The sequence below is a fragment of the Nonomuraea sp. KM90 genome (genome assembly GCF_052246675.1).
In the GTDB taxonomy this organism is placed as follows: domain Bacteria; phylum Actinomycetota; class Actinomycetes; order Streptosporangiales; family Streptosporangiaceae; genus Nonomuraea.
This window is the reverse complement of the sequence record NZ_JBQQCB010000102.1, coordinates 11,428-28,259: the sequence shown is the minus strand read 5'-3', so window position 1 is coordinate 28,259 and position 16,832 is coordinate 11,428. Positions and strand designations below refer to the sequence as shown.

The 16,832-nt window shown below is 67.6% G+C and carries 15 protein-coding genes and 4 pseudogenes; 9 read left to right on the top strand and 10 right to left on the bottom strand.

Annotation, left to right across the window (positions count from 1 at the left end; genetic code table 11):
- Nucleotides 1-70: 70 nt before the first annotated feature.
- Together ACTWPW_RS49155 and ACTWPW_RS49150 are read right to left on the bottom strand one after the other, a co-directional pair.
- Complete coding sequence (locus ACTWPW_RS49155; RefSeq protein ID WP_375118717.1) at nt 71-520, bottom strand: hypothetical protein; 450 nt, start codon at nt 518-520, stop codon at nt 71-73.
- A 157-nt stretch (nt 521-677) separates the two neighbouring features.
- Nucleotides 678-1,046 carry a hypothetical protein gene (locus ACTWPW_RS49150; protein ID WP_443172870.1) on the bottom strand — a complete coding sequence of 123 codons (369 nt, stop codon included), beginning with the start codon at nt 1,044-1,046 and terminating at the stop codon, nt 678-680.
- Nucleotides 1,047-2,109: 1,063 nt separating this feature from the next.
- Here ACTWPW_RS49150 and ACTWPW_RS49145 point away from each other — a divergent pair.
- The 4 genes and pseudogenes from ACTWPW_RS49145 to ACTWPW_RS49130 form a co-directional block, all read left to right on the top strand.
- Nucleotides 2,110-2,856 carry a hypothetical protein gene (locus ACTWPW_RS49145; RefSeq protein WP_443172869.1) on the top strand — a complete coding sequence of 249 codons (747 nt, stop codon included), beginning with the start codon at nt 2,110-2,112 and terminating at the stop codon, nt 2,854-2,856.
- The gene (locus ACTWPW_RS49140) at nt 2,786-3,115 is read left to right on the top strand and encodes a hypothetical protein (protein ID WP_443172868.1); all 330 of its coding nucleotides are present in this window, start codon (nt 2,786-2,788) and stop codon (nt 3,113-3,115) included. Before ACTWPW_RS49145 ends, ACTWPW_RS49140 begins: the two co-directional genes overlap by 71 nt.
- 19 nt (nt 3,116-3,134) lie before the next feature.
- Nucleotides 3,135-3,599: pseudogene (locus ACTWPW_RS49135) on the top strand (Tn3 family transposase); the annotation flags it as partial.
- A 25-nt stretch (nt 3,600-3,624) separates the two neighbouring features.
- Nucleotides 3,625-4,041 (top strand): annotated as a pseudogene (locus tag ACTWPW_RS49130) (Tn3 family transposase); the annotation flags it as partial.
- 226 nt (nt 4,042-4,267) lie between these two features.
- On the opposite strand, the gene ACTWPW_RS49125 reads toward ACTWPW_RS49130, so the two are convergent.
- On the bottom strand, nt 4,268-5,722 hold the full coding sequence (locus ACTWPW_RS49125) for a tetratricopeptide repeat protein (protein ID WP_443172867.1): 1,455 nt from the start codon (nt 5,720-5,722) through the stop codon (nt 4,268-4,270).
- Entirely contained in the window at nt 5,719-6,927 is a 1,209-nt protein-coding gene (locus ACTWPW_RS49120; protein WP_443172866.1) for an AAA family ATPase, read from the bottom strand. The genes ACTWPW_RS49125 and ACTWPW_RS49120 overlap by 4 nt, the downstream gene beginning before the upstream one ends.
- 297 nt (nt 6,928-7,224) lie before the next feature.
- On the opposite strand from ACTWPW_RS49120, the pseudogene ACTWPW_RS49115 reads away from it, so the two are divergent.
- The 4 genes and pseudogenes from ACTWPW_RS49115 to ACTWPW_RS49100 all read left to right on the top strand — a co-directional run.
- Nucleotides 7,225-7,407 (top strand): annotated as a pseudogene (locus ACTWPW_RS49115) (sigma factor); the annotation flags it as partial.
- 73 nt (nt 7,408-7,480) lie between these two features.
- Complete coding sequence (locus ACTWPW_RS49110) at nt 7,481-7,747, top strand: sigma-70 family RNA polymerase sigma factor (RefSeq protein ID WP_375118710.1); 267 nt, start codon at nt 7,481-7,483, stop codon at nt 7,745-7,747.
- The gene (locus ACTWPW_RS49105) at nt 7,744-8,991 is read left to right on the top strand and encodes a hypothetical protein (RefSeq protein WP_443172865.1); all 1,248 of its coding nucleotides are present in this window, start codon (nt 7,744-7,746) and stop codon (nt 8,989-8,991) included. Before ACTWPW_RS49110 ends, ACTWPW_RS49105 begins: the two co-directional genes overlap by 4 nt.
- Before the next feature lie 223 nt (nt 8,992-9,214).
- Nucleotides 9,215-9,742, top strand: a pseudogene (locus tag ACTWPW_RS49100) (dihydrofolate reductase family protein).
- A gap of 261 nt (nt 9,743-10,003) precedes the next feature.
- On the opposite strand, the gene ACTWPW_RS49095 reads toward ACTWPW_RS49100, so the two are convergent.
- On the bottom strand, nt 10,004-10,315 hold the full coding sequence (locus tag ACTWPW_RS49095) for a hypothetical protein (protein WP_443172864.1): 312 nt from the start codon (nt 10,313-10,315) through the stop codon (nt 10,004-10,006).
- Between the two features lie 613 nt (nt 10,316-10,928).
- On the opposite strand from ACTWPW_RS49095, the gene ACTWPW_RS49090 reads away from it, so the two are divergent.
- On the top strand, nt 10,929-11,387 hold the full coding sequence (locus ACTWPW_RS49090; protein ID WP_375118707.1) for a DUF6623 family protein: 459 nt from the start codon (nt 10,929-10,931) through the stop codon (nt 11,385-11,387).
- A 187-nt stretch (nt 11,388-11,574) separates the two neighbouring features.
- Here the strand turns inward: ACTWPW_RS49090 and ACTWPW_RS49085 are convergent, their stop codons facing one another.
- The 5 genes from ACTWPW_RS49085 to ACTWPW_RS49065 form a co-directional block, all read right to left on the bottom strand.
- Nucleotides 11,575-11,712, bottom strand: coding sequence for a hypothetical protein (locus ACTWPW_RS49085; protein ID WP_375118706.1), 138 nt, complete (start codon nt 11,710-11,712; stop codon nt 11,575-11,577).
- A gap of 474 nt (nt 11,713-12,186) precedes the next feature.
- On the bottom strand, nt 12,187-13,008 hold the full coding sequence (locus tag ACTWPW_RS49080; protein ID WP_443172863.1) for an ATP-binding cassette domain-containing protein: 822 nt from the start codon (nt 13,006-13,008) through the stop codon (nt 12,187-12,189).
- Nucleotides 13,005-14,066 (bottom strand): ABC transporter permease, encoded by a 1,062-nt coding sequence (locus tag ACTWPW_RS49075; protein ID WP_443172862.1) that lies wholly within the window; start codon nt 14,064-14,066, stop codon nt 13,005-13,007. Before ACTWPW_RS49075 ends, ACTWPW_RS49080 begins: the two co-directional genes overlap by 4 nt.
- A gap of 71 nt (nt 14,067-14,137) precedes the next feature.
- Complete coding sequence (locus ACTWPW_RS49070) at nt 14,138-15,298, bottom strand: sugar ABC transporter substrate-binding protein (RefSeq protein ID WP_443172861.1); 1,161 nt, start codon at nt 15,296-15,298, stop codon at nt 14,138-14,140.
- A 54-nt stretch (nt 15,299-15,352) separates the two neighbouring features.
- Nucleotides 15,353-16,513 (bottom strand): aldose epimerase family protein, encoded by a 1,161-nt coding sequence (locus ACTWPW_RS49065; protein WP_443172860.1) that lies wholly within the window; start codon nt 16,511-16,513, stop codon nt 15,353-15,355.
- Nucleotides 16,514-16,832 lie beyond the last annotated feature (319 nt).

Below are 16,832 nucleotides of genomic sequence, written 5' to 3'. Positions count from 1 at the left end.
AGGGTTCGCGGGCGCAGAGGTACGCGTACAGGCCGGCGGCGCCCTTGAGCATGCCGCGGGCCCCATCGGCTCAGGTGTACTCGTTGTCTTCGTCGTCGCTGAGGGCGACAGCCCGGATCCCGCCTGATCGGGCGTAGACACGCAGCGATAGGTAGACCTTTCTGATGTGCTTGCTGCCGGTGTGGGTAATGGTTCCGAAGTTGGTGCCGTGGGCGCCGCAGCCGTTGGTGTCCGACCTCCAGGCGCTTCTCCCCTTGGTTCCGTCCATGTGAACCCAGACAATCTGAGCCTTCACCGGAGCGTTGTCGCCGGGACAGATGTCGCGCACCGTGAAGTTCCGAAAGACGACCCTCGTCCGACTGGTGAAGTCGACGGCCGCCCGGACGGACCCGCCACCGTGGTCGCGATAGGGGTTCACGTGGGCGGAGGCCACATCGTCTCTCGCCTGCGCCGGGCTTGCCACCAGCAGCCCGCTCAATGCTGCGATGCCCAGCGCGGCGCCCAGCATGCGTGTCTTCAACAGCCCTCCAGCAAGAGATGTCTCGGTTGGTTCGGTTGGCCTTGGGGCGTGCACTTCAGCCCTCCGCGTGGCCGGCGGGGAGAGATGTGCGAGGTATCGCCTCGTGGCGATCGCGACGAAGAGCGGCGATCGACGGTGCGGGGGCCCTGCCTGAGCGTCAGGTCCCGAAGGTGAACGTCCCGCGCAGGACGGTGCCTCGCCCGCTCCAGTAGCTCTCGTGGACGGCCCGGTAGGTGACGTCTTCGAAGCCGGGGAGCACCGCACAGGTGGCGCCGGGGTGCCGGATGTTGTCGTCTCTGATGACGATGGGCTTGCCGATCACACCCGGGCGGGTCAGGGTCACCTCCACCCAGGCTGTCCCTGTGGTGTCATCCGCCCGGACGCACAGCTCGTTGGCAGGGTCGGCGTAGCGGACGATCCCGTCTCCGACATCCCGTTGAAAACTCGCCGCCAAGGCCGGTTGCGCGAGAATGACGCTCGCCACCGCGACAGCGACGCCGACGGTGACCGTTTTGAGCGGGTTCATCGTTCTTCCTTCTCTCGGACGAAGATCAGCCCGCCGGAGCGCCTGGTGCCAGGGTGGAATACGGCCTCCGACGAGGCTTCTGACATGAGCGATCCCGGCGGCCCGAGGTTCACCGGAGTGATCGTTGCACTCGCCGGCAGCAGCATGGAATACGCCGGGAATACGCCGGGTCCATCCGGCATCGAGAGATGACTTCGGGCGGAGTTTGGATGGCCGAACTAGGGGTGCCGTCAACCGATGTGTCATAGGCCGCCAAACCTCGAAGATCCCTAGCCTGACCTTCTGTAATGCCGAAGCGTCTGGCGCGGATCTATGGGCATGGAACGTCCGCCGCTTGGCATGGATGAACTCATCGAGCACTGGACTGTGCTGAGCATGAGGTGGGCCTGGTCAGTGCGAAGCAGGAAGGCACTCGTCTGGCCTTCGCGCTGTTGCTGACGTACTTCACGCAGCACGGGCGCCTCCCGCGTGGGCGGGCGGAGTTTCCTGACGAGTGGTGGACTACGTCGCGAAGCAGACCAAGACGGCGGCTGGCAGCTTGGGCTTGTACGACTGGTCAGGCCGGACGATCGAGCGTCATCGCGGCGAGATCCGCGACCATCCCGGCTTCCGGGATTGTCGGTCGCCGACGCCGACAAGCTCGCCGACTGGCTGGCCGTGAACGTCGCGTGCACGCCGAACGACAGTCCGACCGGGTCCGCGAGGAACTGCTCAAGCAGTGCCGGGCCGAACGGATAGAGCCGCCCTCACCGGGGCGGATCACTCGGATTGTACGGTCGGCACTGCACAACGCGGGGCAAGCATGGTTTCACCGGATCGCGGCGCGGCTGGATGCGGCGACGGTGGTCCGGGTGCTCGCCCTGGCGGCCGCCGGCAACACCGCAGTTGGAGAGAGAGGAGAGCGATGACGATCTTGACGAGGATGAGGGCTCGGTCCTGTCGCCGATCAAGGCGATGCCGGGCAACGTGAGCCTGGATTCGATGCTGTGGAGTCTCCCTCGCACCTGCGCCGGCGGGCCCGCAACGCGCCGGAAGCCACGGTCACCCTGCTGGCCGTCTGCTGGTGGAGCGGGAGCGGGAGGTCACCGAGGAGCTCATCAACGCCTTCAAGCGGGTATCGGGCAAGGAGAACCTCCTGTTTACCATCGCCGACGCCTCGCTGGCCGCGCCGGACGGCACGGTGCGCGAGGTCGTCTTCCCCACGGTGCGCGGCGGCGAACAGACGCTGCGCGAGCTGGTGCACGAGTTCAAGACCAAGGGCCCGGTCTACCGGCGCACTGTGCAGACCACATTGAAGGCCTCCTACACCAACCACTACCGGCGAGGCCTGATCGAGCTGCTGGAGGTGCTGGAGTTCCGTTCCAACAACACCGCCCACCAACCCGTCATCGACGCGCTCAAGCTGGTCAAGCGCTACGCCAAGGCCGGCAACACCACCTACTACCCGCTCGGCGAGACCACGCCCGAGCACAAGGGCACCCTCAAGGACTGGGCCGACCTGGTCTACCGCACGACACCCGCGGCCGACGCCGCGTGGCGCGCATGGTGTACGAGGTGGCCACCTTCCAGACCCTGCGGGAGCAGCTGCGCTGCAAGGAGATCTGGGTCGTCGGCGCCGACCGGTGGCGCAACCCGGACGAGGACTGCCCACCGACTTCGAGGCACGCCGCGCCGAGCACTACCGCGAGCTGCGCAAGCCCCTGGACCCGACAGAGTTCTGCGACAGCCCGCGCGAGGAGATGACCAGCGCCCTGGCGAAGCTGAACGACGCGCTGCCCTCTCTGGACTGGGTGGAGATCAGCGACCGTAAGGCGGGAGCGATCAAGCTGACGCCGATCGAGGCCGCCCCCGAGCCGCGCAACCTGCGCCGGATCAAGAACGAGGTCGCCCGCCGTTGGAGTGCCGTCCCGCTGATCGACATCCTCAAGGAGGCGATCCTGCGCACCGGCTGCCTGGCCGAGGTGACCGCGGCGACCGGCACCGGCCACATGCACCCGGACGTGCTGGCTGAGCGACTGACGCACACGCCCACAGCGAGGACCTGCGCTACGTCCGCCGCCGTTACCTGACCCCGAAGGTGGCCGCACCATCGCGGTCGAGATCGCCAACGCCACCTTCGCCGCCCGGGACACCGGTCTGTGGGGGCAGGGCTCCACCGCGGTCGCCTCCGACTCCACCCACTTCCGCGCGTGGGATCAGAACCTGTTCACTGAGTGTTCCCGCTACGGCGGCCGCGGGATCCTGGTGTATCGGCACGTCGAACGCGGGTCGGTGGTGGTGCACTCGCAGACGCTCAAGGCATCGGCCTCCGAGGTGGCCGCCATGGTGGAGGGCGCCATCCGGCACGGCACCACCATGAAGGTCGAGGGCAACTACGTGGACTCACACGGGGAGCCAGAGCCTGGCTTCGGAGTCACTCGATTGCTGAACGTGGATCTGCTGCCGCGCATCAAGCAGTTCAACCGGGTCAAGCTTCACCAGGCCGACTACGGAGATCTGGCCCGGTACGCGAACCTGGCGTCGGCGATGACCAGGCCGATCCGCTGGGACATCATCGCCAAAAGGCTACGACCAGGTCGTCAAGTACGCCACCGCGATCCGCACCCGCACCGCCTCCACCGAGGCCATCTTGTCGCGCTTCACCCCCACTGCCTCGCACCCGGCCTACCAGGCGATGCTGGAGATCGGCCGGGCGGCGCGCACCACGTTCGTCGCCCGCTACTTGTACGACCGCGACCTGCAGCGAGAGATCGAGGAAGGGCTGAACGTGGTCGAGCCGTGGAACCGCGCCAACTCGGTGATCAGCTACGGCCGCGGCGGCGAGATCTCCACCAACCGGAGCGACGAGGTGGAGATGACGACTCTGTGTCGTCGGATCTTGCAGGCCTCGCTGGTCATGGTGAATGTCCTGATGTTTCAAGACGTTCTCGCCGATCCCGAGTGGTCCGCCCTGCTCACCCCGGTCGACCGGCGCGGACTGACCCCGCTGTTCTGACTGCACGTCCGCCCCTACGGCGAGGTGCGTCTCGATCTGAGCGCCCAGTTGAGCATCGGTGCTCTCAGCTCGCTTGGCGACGCATGACAGGCAGCTTGTTGATCTTGTCGAGAGTCTCGTTCGGTTCTCGACAAGATCACTACCGTGGAGTCAGTTGACATCGCCCCAGCTCCATGGCCGGGCTGGACGACCATACCCACGACTACACCGGCTGAGCCGCTTCCCGTCAGCCGGCCCGCAACTGCCGCAGCGTCTCGCGAACAGCCTGCACGCAGCGGGCCTCGGCCTCCTCGTAGCAGGCGACGGCGTCGATCGCGGCGTCGATCGCCTGGTGGCGTTCCTTCTCCCACTCCTCCTTCTCCTGCGCGTACTCGAGCTGCCTGACCGCGTCCTCGGCCCATCGCAGAGCGGCCTCGACCTGGTCCTGGGCCGCCTGCAGGCTGCCGGAGAACGCCGACAGAGCGTCGGCGCAGGCGCGGTAGGCGGCGTCGAGCCGCGTCGTCCTGGCATGGATGACACGGAGGATCTCGTGGAAGTTATGGCCGTCGCCGTCCTCCAGAAGCAGGTCGGTGCCCGTCGTCGCGGCCGTGCCGAACTGCTCGCCATACTCGGCCGTGCGCTCCGCGTCGTAGCGCAACCCCGCGGCGGCAAGGTTGACGTGGTAGGACGAGCCGGGCAACGGGTCGGCCTTCATCCCGAGGATGTGCCAATTCTTCTCGGGCGGGATCAGCTCGGGCATGGGATGGTCGAACGCCGGCATCATTTTGCCAGGTGCCGGATAGTCGAAGAGGTGCGCGCCGACGGATTCGGCCAGCGTACCCAGGATGTTCAGGGCTTGTTCCAGCGCCTCGTCCACTTCGGTGCGGACCTCGACGATCGCGACGAGGAGTTCACGCACGGCTGCCTCGATCCGCGGCGAGGAGGCGGCGAGAAGCTCGTCGATCCTTTCCACCTGGGGCGCGTCCATGGGCCTGGGGTTCCGCTGCCAGCCCTCCCTGGACGTCCGCAGCAGGAACCAGACCTCTCCGAGCGCTTTGGGGAGCGTGCCGCTCCTCGGGTTGATCCGGGCCGCGGCGAGATACGCCTCCGCCGCCTCCCATTGGCGGCTGTCCACGTACAGAAGGTCAGCGAGACCGAGCACGAGGTCTTCATGGTGAGGATCCAGGCGGAGCCCGGCGCGGTAGGCGCGCTCCGCCTCTTGCAGATCGCGTCGCGCGCGTGCGGCCCGGGCCAGCGCGAGGTAGGCGGCCGGGTCGTGCGGATCCGCCTCGACGGCCGCCTGGGCGGTGCGCCACGCGTCATCGGCTCTGCAGGCCTTGATCTGGCACCTGGACAGCATCGTCAGCGTCGGCACGCCGTCCGGATCGAGTCTCGCCGCTTCAGTGGCGGCCTTGAGGGCGGCGCCCGTCCTGCCGAGCCAGAGAAGGATATGGGCCCTCAGGCAGTGCGCCCGCGCGCTGTATGGATCGAGGCCAAGGGCGGACTCCACCGTCTCGAGGGCTCGCTTCTCCTGGGGAAAGACGGAATCGCCGTTGAGCAGGCAGACGGCCCGCAGACAGAGGGCGTCGTGAGCCGTTTCCTCCGAGGCCAGCGCGGGCGCCAGCGCGTCCAGCGCTTCCTTCCAGCGCCCCAGCTCCGCGTAGTTGCGGGCCATGATGAGGGCTTTCTTGGCGTTATTCACGCCATCCCCCGGCTCTTGACGTAGGCGAGCAGGTCGTCGAACTTCCCGGCGGCGTTGGCGAACAACACGACGTTGCGCGCGTCCTGCAGCCATGGCCCGATGGACGGCTTGATCTCCCCGAACGCCCGCTCGAAGTCCGCCATCCCGATCGGACGCACCTTACCCGTACGCGTGGAGTCCCACATCGCCTGCTCAGCGGCGGTGTCACAGAGGTGCGCCAGGTCGGCGCCGGAGAAATGGTCGCTGCGCTCGACCAGTCTCGCCACGTCAATGCCTTCCAGCGGCCGGTCACGCAGGTGGTGCCGGAGTATCGCCGCGCGCGCGGGCGCGTCGGGAGGGGCGACCAGCAGCAGGCGATCGAACCGTCCTGGCCGCAGCAGCGCGCTGTCCACGTCCCAGGGGTGGTTGGTCGCGCCCAGGACGAAGACGCCGTCGTTGTCGCTCCGCACCGAGTCCATCTCGGTCAGGAGCTGGTTGACCACGCCGCGCATCCCGCCGCTCGTCCGCAGGTGTGATCGCTTCTGGCCGAGCGCGTCGATCTCGTCGAAGAACAGCACGCAGGGCGTGTTGCGGCGAGCGATCTCGAACATCTCGTGCAGGTTGCGCTCGCTCGCGCCGGTCCACATGTCCAGGACGTCCGCCAGGGACACGGCGTGGAAGTGCGCTCCGAGCTCGCCGGCGACAGCGCGGGCGAGATAGGTTTTGCCGCATCCCGGCGGCCCGTACAGCAGCAGGCCGCCAGGGAGGCTGCGGCCGTACAGGCGGCGCATCTCCGGGTTGCGCATGGGCAACAGGAACGCGAGTTCGAGCCGGCGCTTCACCTCCTCCAAGCCGCCGACATCGGACAAGGTCAGAGCCGGGCGTTCGACCCCGGTGTCGGCCGCGGGTGCGTCCACGAACGCGGGCTGCACGATGCCCGACATCTCGTGCTCCGCGGCACTCCAGTCGAAGCCGGGTCTGTCCTGGCTCCCCGCTCCGGAAGCGCCGTCGCGCAGACGTTCGGTCGCCGTGGACAGCACCGATACGGCCTCCGCGTTGCCGGCGTCGCGTTCCAGAACCGCCGAGCAGTGGGCGATCGCCGCCGCCGGATGCCCCTCGTCGAGCAGCAGCTTCGCCGTGTGCACGCGCAGCGCCACGTCCTCCGGTCGAGCCTCGACCGCCGCGAGCAGGCTTCGCAAGACAGCGGAGAACGCGGCCTCCCCCATGACATCCTCCGTACGAACCGAGCCGTGATCTTCGGGACAGCATAGGGGCCGCGGCGCGCTGGAAGAGCAACATCAACAATCACCGAGATGGCCACCGGCTCCATCGCAACTCGTCGATGTGGCCAGCCGACCGGTGCGTCTTCGCCGACACCTTGCCTCTGATCGCCTGAACGGCTTTCTTCGACCGGGGCGGTTCCCCGGCGAAAAGAGGGCCGCGACAGATGCCCCCGGCCTGGCGCGGCCCTCCTCTTTGCAACAGTTTCTGCTGGATCGTGCTCTCGGAGGTGACAGAGAACGATGAGAGGCAGAGGCAGCGTGGATGAAGACTCCAGGTTCGCGGAGTTCGTCGCCGATCGGGGTGACGCGCTGATGCGGTACGGATACGTCCTGACCGGGAACCCGCACGACGCGGCCGACCTGGTGCAGGAGGCCCTGCTCAAGATGCGGGCGGCCTGGCCACGGCTGCGGTCCAAGGACAACCCGGAGAGCTACGCCCGCACGACCATGGCCCGGCTGCACATCGCCGCCTGGCGCCTGCGCCGCCCGCGAACAGGTGACCGCCGAGCCGCCCGACCGCGAGCACCACGACGCGCTCCCCAGCGGCGACGAACGCGCCATGTGGCAGGCACTGGCCGGGCTGCCTCGCAAGCAACGGGCCGTATTGGTGCTGCGCTACTACGAGCAACTCGCCGACGCGGAGATCGCCGCCGTCCTCGGCATCTCCCGCGGCACCGTACGCAGCCAGGCCTCCCGCGCCCTTGACAAGCTCCGCGCCGTCGTCCCCGCCGACGCCCTGCCGATCCCCGGAGGCACCCGATGACCCGGCGCGACGAGCACACCCAGTCCCACGCCGTGGTCGAGGAGACGCTGCGCCGCACGCTCGGGCACGCAGCCGGCAACGCGCCCCCGCTGCCCGCCGCGCTGACCGCGGGCCTGGACGGCCACTACCGCAGACGCCGCCACCGCACCCAGGCGCTCCTCGCCGCCGCGGCCGTCGTCGTCGTAGCCGGCATCACCACCGGGATCACCACCGGGATCACCACCGGCCGGCCGCAGCCGGGCACCCCCGGCCACCCGTCCCCGGCCGCCACCGCCACCCCGATCGATCCCCCGCAGCCGGTCGAGGACGTGTGGCCGCAGGCCGTGCGCAAGGTCCCCGCCAAGACTCCCGACGGCGTGACACTCCGCCCCCTCCAGTTCATCGACGACCGCACCCTGCTCGCCTCGACCTGGTCGAGCCACGAGAAGACCAGCACTCTGTACGCCTACGACCTCGACACCCACCAGCCCCGCGCGATCACCGACGTGGTCACCCCCAAGGGCACCGTGCTGTTCGCGTCGGACTTCACCGTCGGCGGCAACCGGGTCGCCTGGTGGAGCATGCTCAAGGACGGCATCATCCAGATCTCGACCGCCCCCCTGTCCGGCGGCGCCCCGGAGGTGACCACCACCGTCCGGGCCGGCGAGCGCGGACTCGACCACGTCGAGATCGTCGGTGACCGAATCGTCTTCTCGGCCCGCGCGGGTGGCGTCCACACCGCCCCCCTGTCCGGAGGCCCGGCGAGCCCGGTGCCGGACACCGGCTCGCTGCACCTGCTGTCCTGGCCCTGGGCCGGCACCCCCGGCCTCTATGACCGGGCCGAGGGCCCGCCGTTTGCCAAGATCCGCAATGTGGAGACGGGCGAGACCCGTACGGCGGTCGTCCATGACGGCGAGGAGGTCACGACGTGCTCGGTGGCCTCGTGTGCCGGCCACCGCGAGGGAAAGTCCTTCCTCCGCTCGCGCGATGGCTCCGGCCGGCGTGACCTGCCCGACTCCCCCGGCACGAGGACGCTCCCCCTCCACGATCGCTTCCACGTCACGTCGCTGGTCGACGGCCGCCGCTTCATCGCCGTCGCCCTGTACGACCTGCGCACCGGCCGGTCGGGCGACCTGGGCATCAAGGCCGAGCCGACCGAACACGGCGGCTACGCGGTCTCCCTGCCCGGCTTCGACCGCGCGGGCCGCCTGCTCGCCTACACGGTGGGGAAGACGTTGTACGTGATCGACCTGTCGAAGATCTGACTGCCGACCACGGAGACGCGGTAGGGGGCGAAAATGCGGGTCCAGAGATGATGCTCGTACGAGGGTGAAGTCGAGATCCGATGGGTGGTGCTCGAGCCCAGCCGAGTACGCCGTGCCGAGTCCGGAACGCGAGGACTACCTGCGGACGCAGATCGCGCACCGATCAGGTTTCCGCGCCGTGCCCGTCTGTACGTGTGAGATCGGCTCACGAGAGGCCGGCATGATGCGGAAACTGATCTTCGGCATGAACCTGAGCCTGGACGGCTACATCGCCGCGCCCGGCGACGACCTCGGCTGGAGTGGGGGGAGGGACCGGACTCATCGCCGAGCGCCGAGCTGTTCCAGTGGTGGTCCGACCGGGTGGGGGCGACCGGCCTGGCGCTGTACGGGCGCAAGCTGTGGAAGACGATGAGCTCCCACTGGCCGACCGCCGACCAGCAGCCCGGCGCCACGCCGGCTGAGATCGAGTACGCCCGCCGCTGGCGGGACATGCCGAAGGTGGTGTTCTCCTCGACGACCAGCCCGGTCGACCGAAGACGGCGGCCCCACGGACATCGGCGGCGCCACACTTGCCGCAGCGGCCATGCGGGCCGGGATGATCGACGAGTACCTGCTGGTCACCCACCCGGTGCTGGTGGGCGGCGGCACGCCGTTCTTCACGGCCCTGGACAGCTGGGTGAACCCGAACCTGGTGGAGACGCGGACGTTTCCCGGCGGCGTGGTACTGACTCGATACGAGACGAGGCGATGAGCACGGGCCAGACGCTCGGCTCGTGAGGCCAGGTCGAAATCCTTCCCGGCGTGCTCACCGTGACCCTCGGCTATGGGGGGGGAACCTTCCCCGGGCCCTTCCTTGCGTTCCGTGTGAGCTGTTGACCGACTCGCTGGAGATGAGGGACGACGGCGTCGTTGATCGTGACGATGATCTTCGGGCATGAAGATGCCCTGCCGGCAACGCCGGCGGGGCGGTGATGTTCGCGTTGTCGCGTTGGAGTTCAGCTGGTCGGGGTACTCATTCCGCGGTGACTTCGGTGACGGCGGCCCGCACGCTGGACTCGTCGACGATGTGCAGGACCGCGATGGTAATTAGCCGGTACTCCGGGTCGTCGGGGGTGCGGAGGTACAGCACGGCGGCAGGCATGCGGTTGACCGTCGTGGTGATACAGCGCCAGTCGTCGTGGCCGCGCTGGAAGAGCCCATCGGAGACCCAGCCGTCCACCGCGTCCTTGGCCGTGATAACCGAGGTTCGCGGCTCGGGCAGCATCGCGAAGTGCAGGTCGTCGCGCAGCAGGGACATCAGCCCGTTGCTCGCGATGCTCACCATGTCATCGTCGATCCCGCGCGCCGCACGGACCACCCGCCTCGAAGCCGCACTCATGCCACAGCCGGCTGGCGGCGGCGCGCTGTCGGCATGAAGATGGGCGCCATGAAGATGGGGTGCTGGTAAGAATCGCGCCGCACGGCCCAAAGCGACGCTGCGTAACCGGGAGCTCGCGGATGGCTTGACATAAAAGCTGTTGGCGAGCAGCACGACTCGCGGAAACGCCCGGTCCAGCGTTATCGAGCGGCATCGCGCCCCATCCCCCGAACGACGGACCGAAACCGGCCTCGGCGGGTGGCACAGTCGCACACCGTGACCTGGGGCGATGCCGCTCGTTTGGGCCGTGCGGCACGATTCCTACCGGTGGCCCAATTACGCCACGTGGAAGCATGCCCAGGGTCGGCCTTCGCCACCGGGTTCGGAAGCTGTCGGTATGCACTTGAGTAGGGGATACCTACGGCAATTCCCGCGATGCAGACGAACCTAAAGGGGCCCTAGCAGGCCGACCTGATGTCGGAATAGCAGTCAGGCCGAGGCAGCGAGCAGGGCTTCGCTGGTATGACAGCGAACGCTGCGAGGGGATCCCCTGGCAGGTCAGCAAGCGACGAGAAGAGGCATGATCGTGGCAGAGAAGCTGTTCGCGTCCTGGGCGTCGGGATATGCGGCATTTCCAGAGACCGCCAATCTACGCACTCTCCGCCAGGGCTTCGGGGTGACCTTCACAATCCCGGGCGGCCGGAGCGAGTGGATCCACCTACCCATCCCAACGCCGGTAATCACCGAACACGACCGCGCCACCCTGGACAAGGTGCTGGTCCTGTACCACGCACGCCAGAACAGTGCGATCACGGAGCTGCACGTCTTTGATGGACCGCGCCGCATCGCCAGGTTCTCGGAGATGCGCCATCAGGGCGATCACGCGCAAGGAGTGGACAGCAGGAATGTCTTCAGCATCCGCCAAGCCAACATCGCCTTCGGGATCGGCGTCACGCTCCTTGTCACCAACCTCTCAACTTCTGGCGACAGTGAGTTCTTCATCAGCAGCTTCGGCGGAGACTTTTTCCACAACCTCTAACCTGCGTGACGTGTGCAGACTCACGCAGATCTCCCAGCGTGTCACATGACTAAATAGACGCAGGCAACCTCATCGATGCGGCGTGGGCCCGCTCGAAGGCCTCGTCCACGTCGATCCCGTAGTTCTGCGCGACGATCAGGTCCACCAGGTCGTTGACCGCGCGGGCGGCGTCCTACGCGGAGACGACCTACACGGCCTGGTCCTCGTCGGATTCGGCGACGAGCACGGCGAAGCCGATCTCCTTCACCGCCTTGTCGGTAGCGTTCTCCAGCAGGGCGCGTCCGCACTGGTCAACCGGTTCGCGGCAGTGGAAGCACGTAACCATCAGGGGTTCCTTTCAGATCAGGGTGAGTTGTTCGAGTTCGGGGGCGGGGCGCCTCGGCGGGCGGCCGCCACCAAAGCTGGTAGCGGCCGGTGTACGGGTCGTCAGTCAGCTCCCGCGGGTCCAGGAGGGGACGGCGCGTTGTCCGGGAGCAGGTCCCAGGCACGGCTCAGAACGGATAGCAGGTGCTTGGCGGGGCCGTTGGCGAGCAGCGTGCCGTCCGCCGAGTCAGCGGCCATTGCGCGGGCGACGTAGCGGTAGCGCTTGCACGAGTGCCGGCCGCCTGCGAAGGGGTCCCGGCAGCAACGGCGGGAAATCCAACGGATATATCCCTGACCTGCAGTGATTCGCGCTTGAGCAGATCAGGGTGTTCAGCGACCATCGCAGGATCACATCCGACGCATGATTCACGCGTCGGACGAACTCATCTCGAACGGTGTGCGGCAAGAGGTGGAATTGGGTGCCGCACCGCCACCCTCAAGGGGTGTCCATGGGCGGGGTGCGCTGGGCGGCGGCACGAGCGCTGCGGTATTCCTCCACGACCAGGTCGGTGAGTTCCTTCACGGAGGTCCGCGCGGTTGGTTGGTCGAAGGTGATGCTGCCGTGCTGGAGAAGGTTGACTCGGTCGCAGACCTCCAGGACCTGGGCGTAGTTATGGGCGATGATCATGATGGAGACCTCGCCGCGGGATTTGAGATCGCGGACCAGGTCGAGGATCTGTACGCCCTCTTTCGCACCCATCGCGGCCAGCGGCTCGTCCAGCAGGAGGATTTTGGAGCGGGAGTAGACCGAGCGGGCCACGGCGATGGCCTGACGTTGACCGCCCGACAGTTTGGCTACTTCCACATCCACCGACGGAATGTTGACGCCCATGTCGTTGAGGTGTTCGCGGGCCAGGCTGCGCATTTTGCGGTTGTTCAGAAGACAGCCGAAGATGACCGGCTCACGGTTGAGGAACATGTTGTGATAAACGCTCAGTTCGTTGATCAACGCCAGGTCCTGATAGACGGTGTCGATCCCGAGAGAGCGGGCGTGGTCGACGGATTTGAGCGACACTTCTTCGCCGTCGAGCAGGATGCGGCCGGTATCGGGCTGGTGGAAGCCGCAGATGATCTTCATGAGGGTGGACTTGCCGGCGCCGTTGTCACCGATCAGTCCGAGCACCTCACCTTCGGCCAGGCGGATGTTGACGTCGCGGAGCGCGGTCACCGTGCCGAAGCGCTTGGAGACGTGCTCCACGCGAAGGACGTCGGCAGGGCCGTCGGCAGAGCCGGTGGTGTCGGCGTTCTGAGAGGTCACGTCGTCTTACCCGCCCTTCTGAGCCGGCTCAGGTACACGTTGGCGATCATCGCCAGGAGGATCGCGCCTCCGAGGATCAGGAAGTACGGGTTGGCGGAGATGCCGATCAGGTTGAAGCCGTTCTGGAGCTCGGCCAGCACCAGCGCGCCCAGGGCACCGCCGATGATCGTGCCCGAGCCGCCGGCGAGGGCCGTGCCGCCGATGACCGCCGCCGAGACCGCGGTGAACATCAGGCCGGTGCCGCCGCCGAGGTTGGGGTCGATCGTGTGAATCCGGAAGGCTTCCAATATCCCGGCAAAAGCTCCCAAAGTGCCCGCAATCATGAAATTTCCGATCTTGATGCGTCCTGTCCGGACGCCTGCCTCCTGCGCACCCAGGAGGTTCCCGCCCACGGAGATCGTGTGCAGCCCCCACCGCGTACGCACGAACAGCACGTGGAAGAACGCCACGATCACCAGAGCCCACACGAGATGGGCCCAGCTGGCCGCCCCCAGCCACTGCCCGATCTCGTTGTCCACCGACGCGGGAATCTCGGCCGGATAGGCGCCCGATGTGGTCAGCACGATCCCGGTCACCAGGTAGAAGGTGCCCAGGGTGGTGATGAACGAGGGCACCTTCAGCACGACCGTGACCAGCCCGTTCCCCAGCCCGATGACCGTGCCGGTCAGCAGGGCGAGCAGAATCGCCGGGACGCCTGGAAGCCCCCAGTAGTCGATCGCGTAGTGCATCATGAACGGCGCCAGCGCCGCCACCACCCCTACCGACAGATCGATCTCGCCGCTGACCAGCAGCAGCACGATGCCGCAGGCGACGATGGCGCCGGGCGCGGCCGCCTGCGTGATGTTGACCATGTTGTCGCCGGTCAGGAACGCCTCGGAGGCCGAGGCGAAGTAGGCCCCCATCGCCAGCGCCACGACCAGCACGCTCGCCTCGCGCCGCCGCAGGAACCCGTCCCGGATCCGCGGCAGGATCCCGTTCGCGCCACGCCGGGCCCCGTTCGGCACGGGCCGTCCGGCTGCATCCGCGGGCGCCGGCGACTCGCGGATGCCATCGCCCATGTCGGGCACCTCGCCCTCCTCCACTTGTCTGACGTGCGCCCCAGCTGCGTCGCACATCCCGGTCAACGCCTCTAGGAGGCGTGACCGATGGCCCCGGACCGTTCGACCAGCTTCTGGGCGGTGTCCGAGCCCTCGAAGCGGGTTTTGGTGGTCTGGTACGGCCCCACGGTGTCCTTGGTCACGAAGAGCAGACCGGTGTTGGTCTCCGACGGGAACAGCAGCCCGCCGGAGAGCTTGTACAGGTAGAGGTAGAGCACCGGCAGGAATCCCTGCAGGTACGGCTGCTGGTCGATGGTGTAGTCGAGATCGCCGTTCTTGATGGCCGACAGCGTCTCGGGCACCAGGTCGAAGCCGCCGGCCACCTTGAGCCCTTTCGATCGCATGTTGTACTTCTTGACGACCTGCCCGATCGACTGCGTCGATCCGGCGTCGACGGCGAGCATCCCGGCCAGGCTGGGGTGTCCCTGGGCGTACGCGTCGATGATCGACAGGCCCTTGGTGATGTCGGCGTTCGTGCCGACCGACTCGAACGTGATCGTCTTGCCCGAGTCCTTGATCGCCTGCGCGGCGCCGTCGATCCTGGGCTGGATGTTCAGGGCGCCCGGGGTGGCGATGAACCCCACCACGTCGCCGGAGTCCACCTGCTGAAGGGCCCGCTGGCCCAGGGCGTACCCGGAGTCGTAGAGGCCCTGTCCGATGTAGGCCAGCCGGCTGGTCCCCTTGTCCTCACGGGCGCCGTCGGCGTTGTAGGACACCATCGGGATGCCCGCGTCCAGAGCGCGGTTGACGGGCTCCTTGAAGGCCGCCTTGTCCACCACCGCCACCGCCAGCCCGTCGGCCTTGGCCGAGATGGCGGTGTTGGTCGCGTTGACCATCTCGGCCACGATCGAGTCCTTCGACCCGGTCCACTGGAAATCGGTGCCGAGCAGCGCGCACGCGTCTTGGGCGCCGTACTGGGTGGGGGTGAAGAACGGATTGGTGGTGACGTGGCAGACGAAGACGAACTTCCACTTTGGCGTGGACGGGAAGTCGCCGGCGCCGGCCGCCGCCGCGGTGCCGCCCGAGGCCGCGGGCCTGTTCCCGCCTGAGTCATCGGTGCACGCGCTGAGCAGCGCGGCGGCGGCGGCCGAGGCGCTGACGAGCCCCGCCCCGGTCAGGAGACGACGACGCGCGACCCGGTTCAGGTTGAGGGTGTCGAGGGCCTCCTCGACCTTCGGATGGATGTCTTTCATGATTTCGCCTCATGAGATCGGCGGGGGGATGGACGTGTTTCTTGCACGCGGTGGTCACACCGTGGAGAACGCGTAGATCGTCGTGGTCCGGTAGACGTCGCCCGGCCGCAGGACGGTCGAGGGGAAGTTCTCGTGGTTGGGCGAGTCCGGGAAGTGCTGCGACTCCAGGGCGAAGCCGGACCTCTTCGGGTAGAGGCGGCCGCTGGTGCCGCGCAGCGTGCCGTCCAGGAAGTTGCCCGAGTAGAACTGCAGGCCCGGCTGGTCGGTGATGACCTCGAGCACGCGCCCGCTTTCCGGCTCGACGACCCTGGCCGCCGGTGCAAGGCCCCGCCCGCGGCTGTCGAGGACGTAGTTGTGGTCGTACCCGCCGCCCCGCACGATCTGCTGGTTCTTGCTGTCGATGCGGTCGCCGATGGCGGTGGGCTCGCGGAAGTCCAGCGGCGTCCCGCCCAGCCGGGCGATCTTTCCGGTGGGGATGAGCGTCTTGTCGACCGGCGTGTAGCGGGAGGCGTTGATCTGCAGCTCATGGCCGAGGATCCTGCCGTTGCCCTCACCGCGCAGGTTGAAGTACGCGTGGTTGGTGAGGTTGACGATCGTGGGCCTGCTGGTGGTGGCGCTGTAGTCCATCCGGATCTGGTTGTCGTCGGTCAGCGTGTAGACGACCTTGGTGCGCAGCGTCCCGGGGTAGCCCTCCTCGCCGTTCGGGCTGGTGTGGGTCAGCGTGAGCCCCACGCTGCCCCGCCGCTTGAACGGGTCGGCCTTCCAGACCCGCTTGTCGAAGCCCTTGGTGCCGCCGTGCAGGTGGTTGGGGCCGTCGTTGGTGGCCAGCCGGTACGTCCTGCCGTCCAAGGTGAACCGGCCCTTGGCGACGCGGTTGGCGTACCGGCCGGTGATGCACCCGAAGTACGGACTCTTCTTGACGTAGTCGGACAGGTTGTCGAACCCGAGGGTCACGTTGGCGAACCTGTCCCTGATGTCCGGGACCTCGATCGACTGAAGGATGCCGCCGTAGGTGAGGATCTTCACCCGCATCCCGCCCGAGTTCCGCAGCGTGTAGATGTCGATCTTCTTGCCGTTGGGCAGGATCCCGAACCGCTTCTTGGTGACGCTCGGCCCGTTCTTGGTGATGCTCGGCCCCCCGCCGGCGGCCTGCGCCGGGGGCACGGCCACCAGGCTCAGCGCCAGGGCGACCACGGCCACGAGGACCACCCTCACGGCAGCGACGGATCTGTTTCGGATGCGGGCGCTACTGGGCATGGACGCTCTCCCTTCAGATGCGCTGATCCACGGTCGTCGGCGAGAAGCACGGACGGGCCCGTCCAGCGCCCGGGCCCCGCGCGCGAGCGGGGAGATGTCCATGTGCGTGGTGCCCAGATGCCTGAGGATGCTTCGGGCCATTTCCCACCTGGCGATGGGTTGCGGTTGCGTCGACAGTTCGCCATGCGAGCGGTTGAGAGCGACAACGCCGCTGCGACTGCCGGATTCACGCGAACGCGCGGAAATCACGTGGCGCGACAGCTGCGAAGCCGTCGCG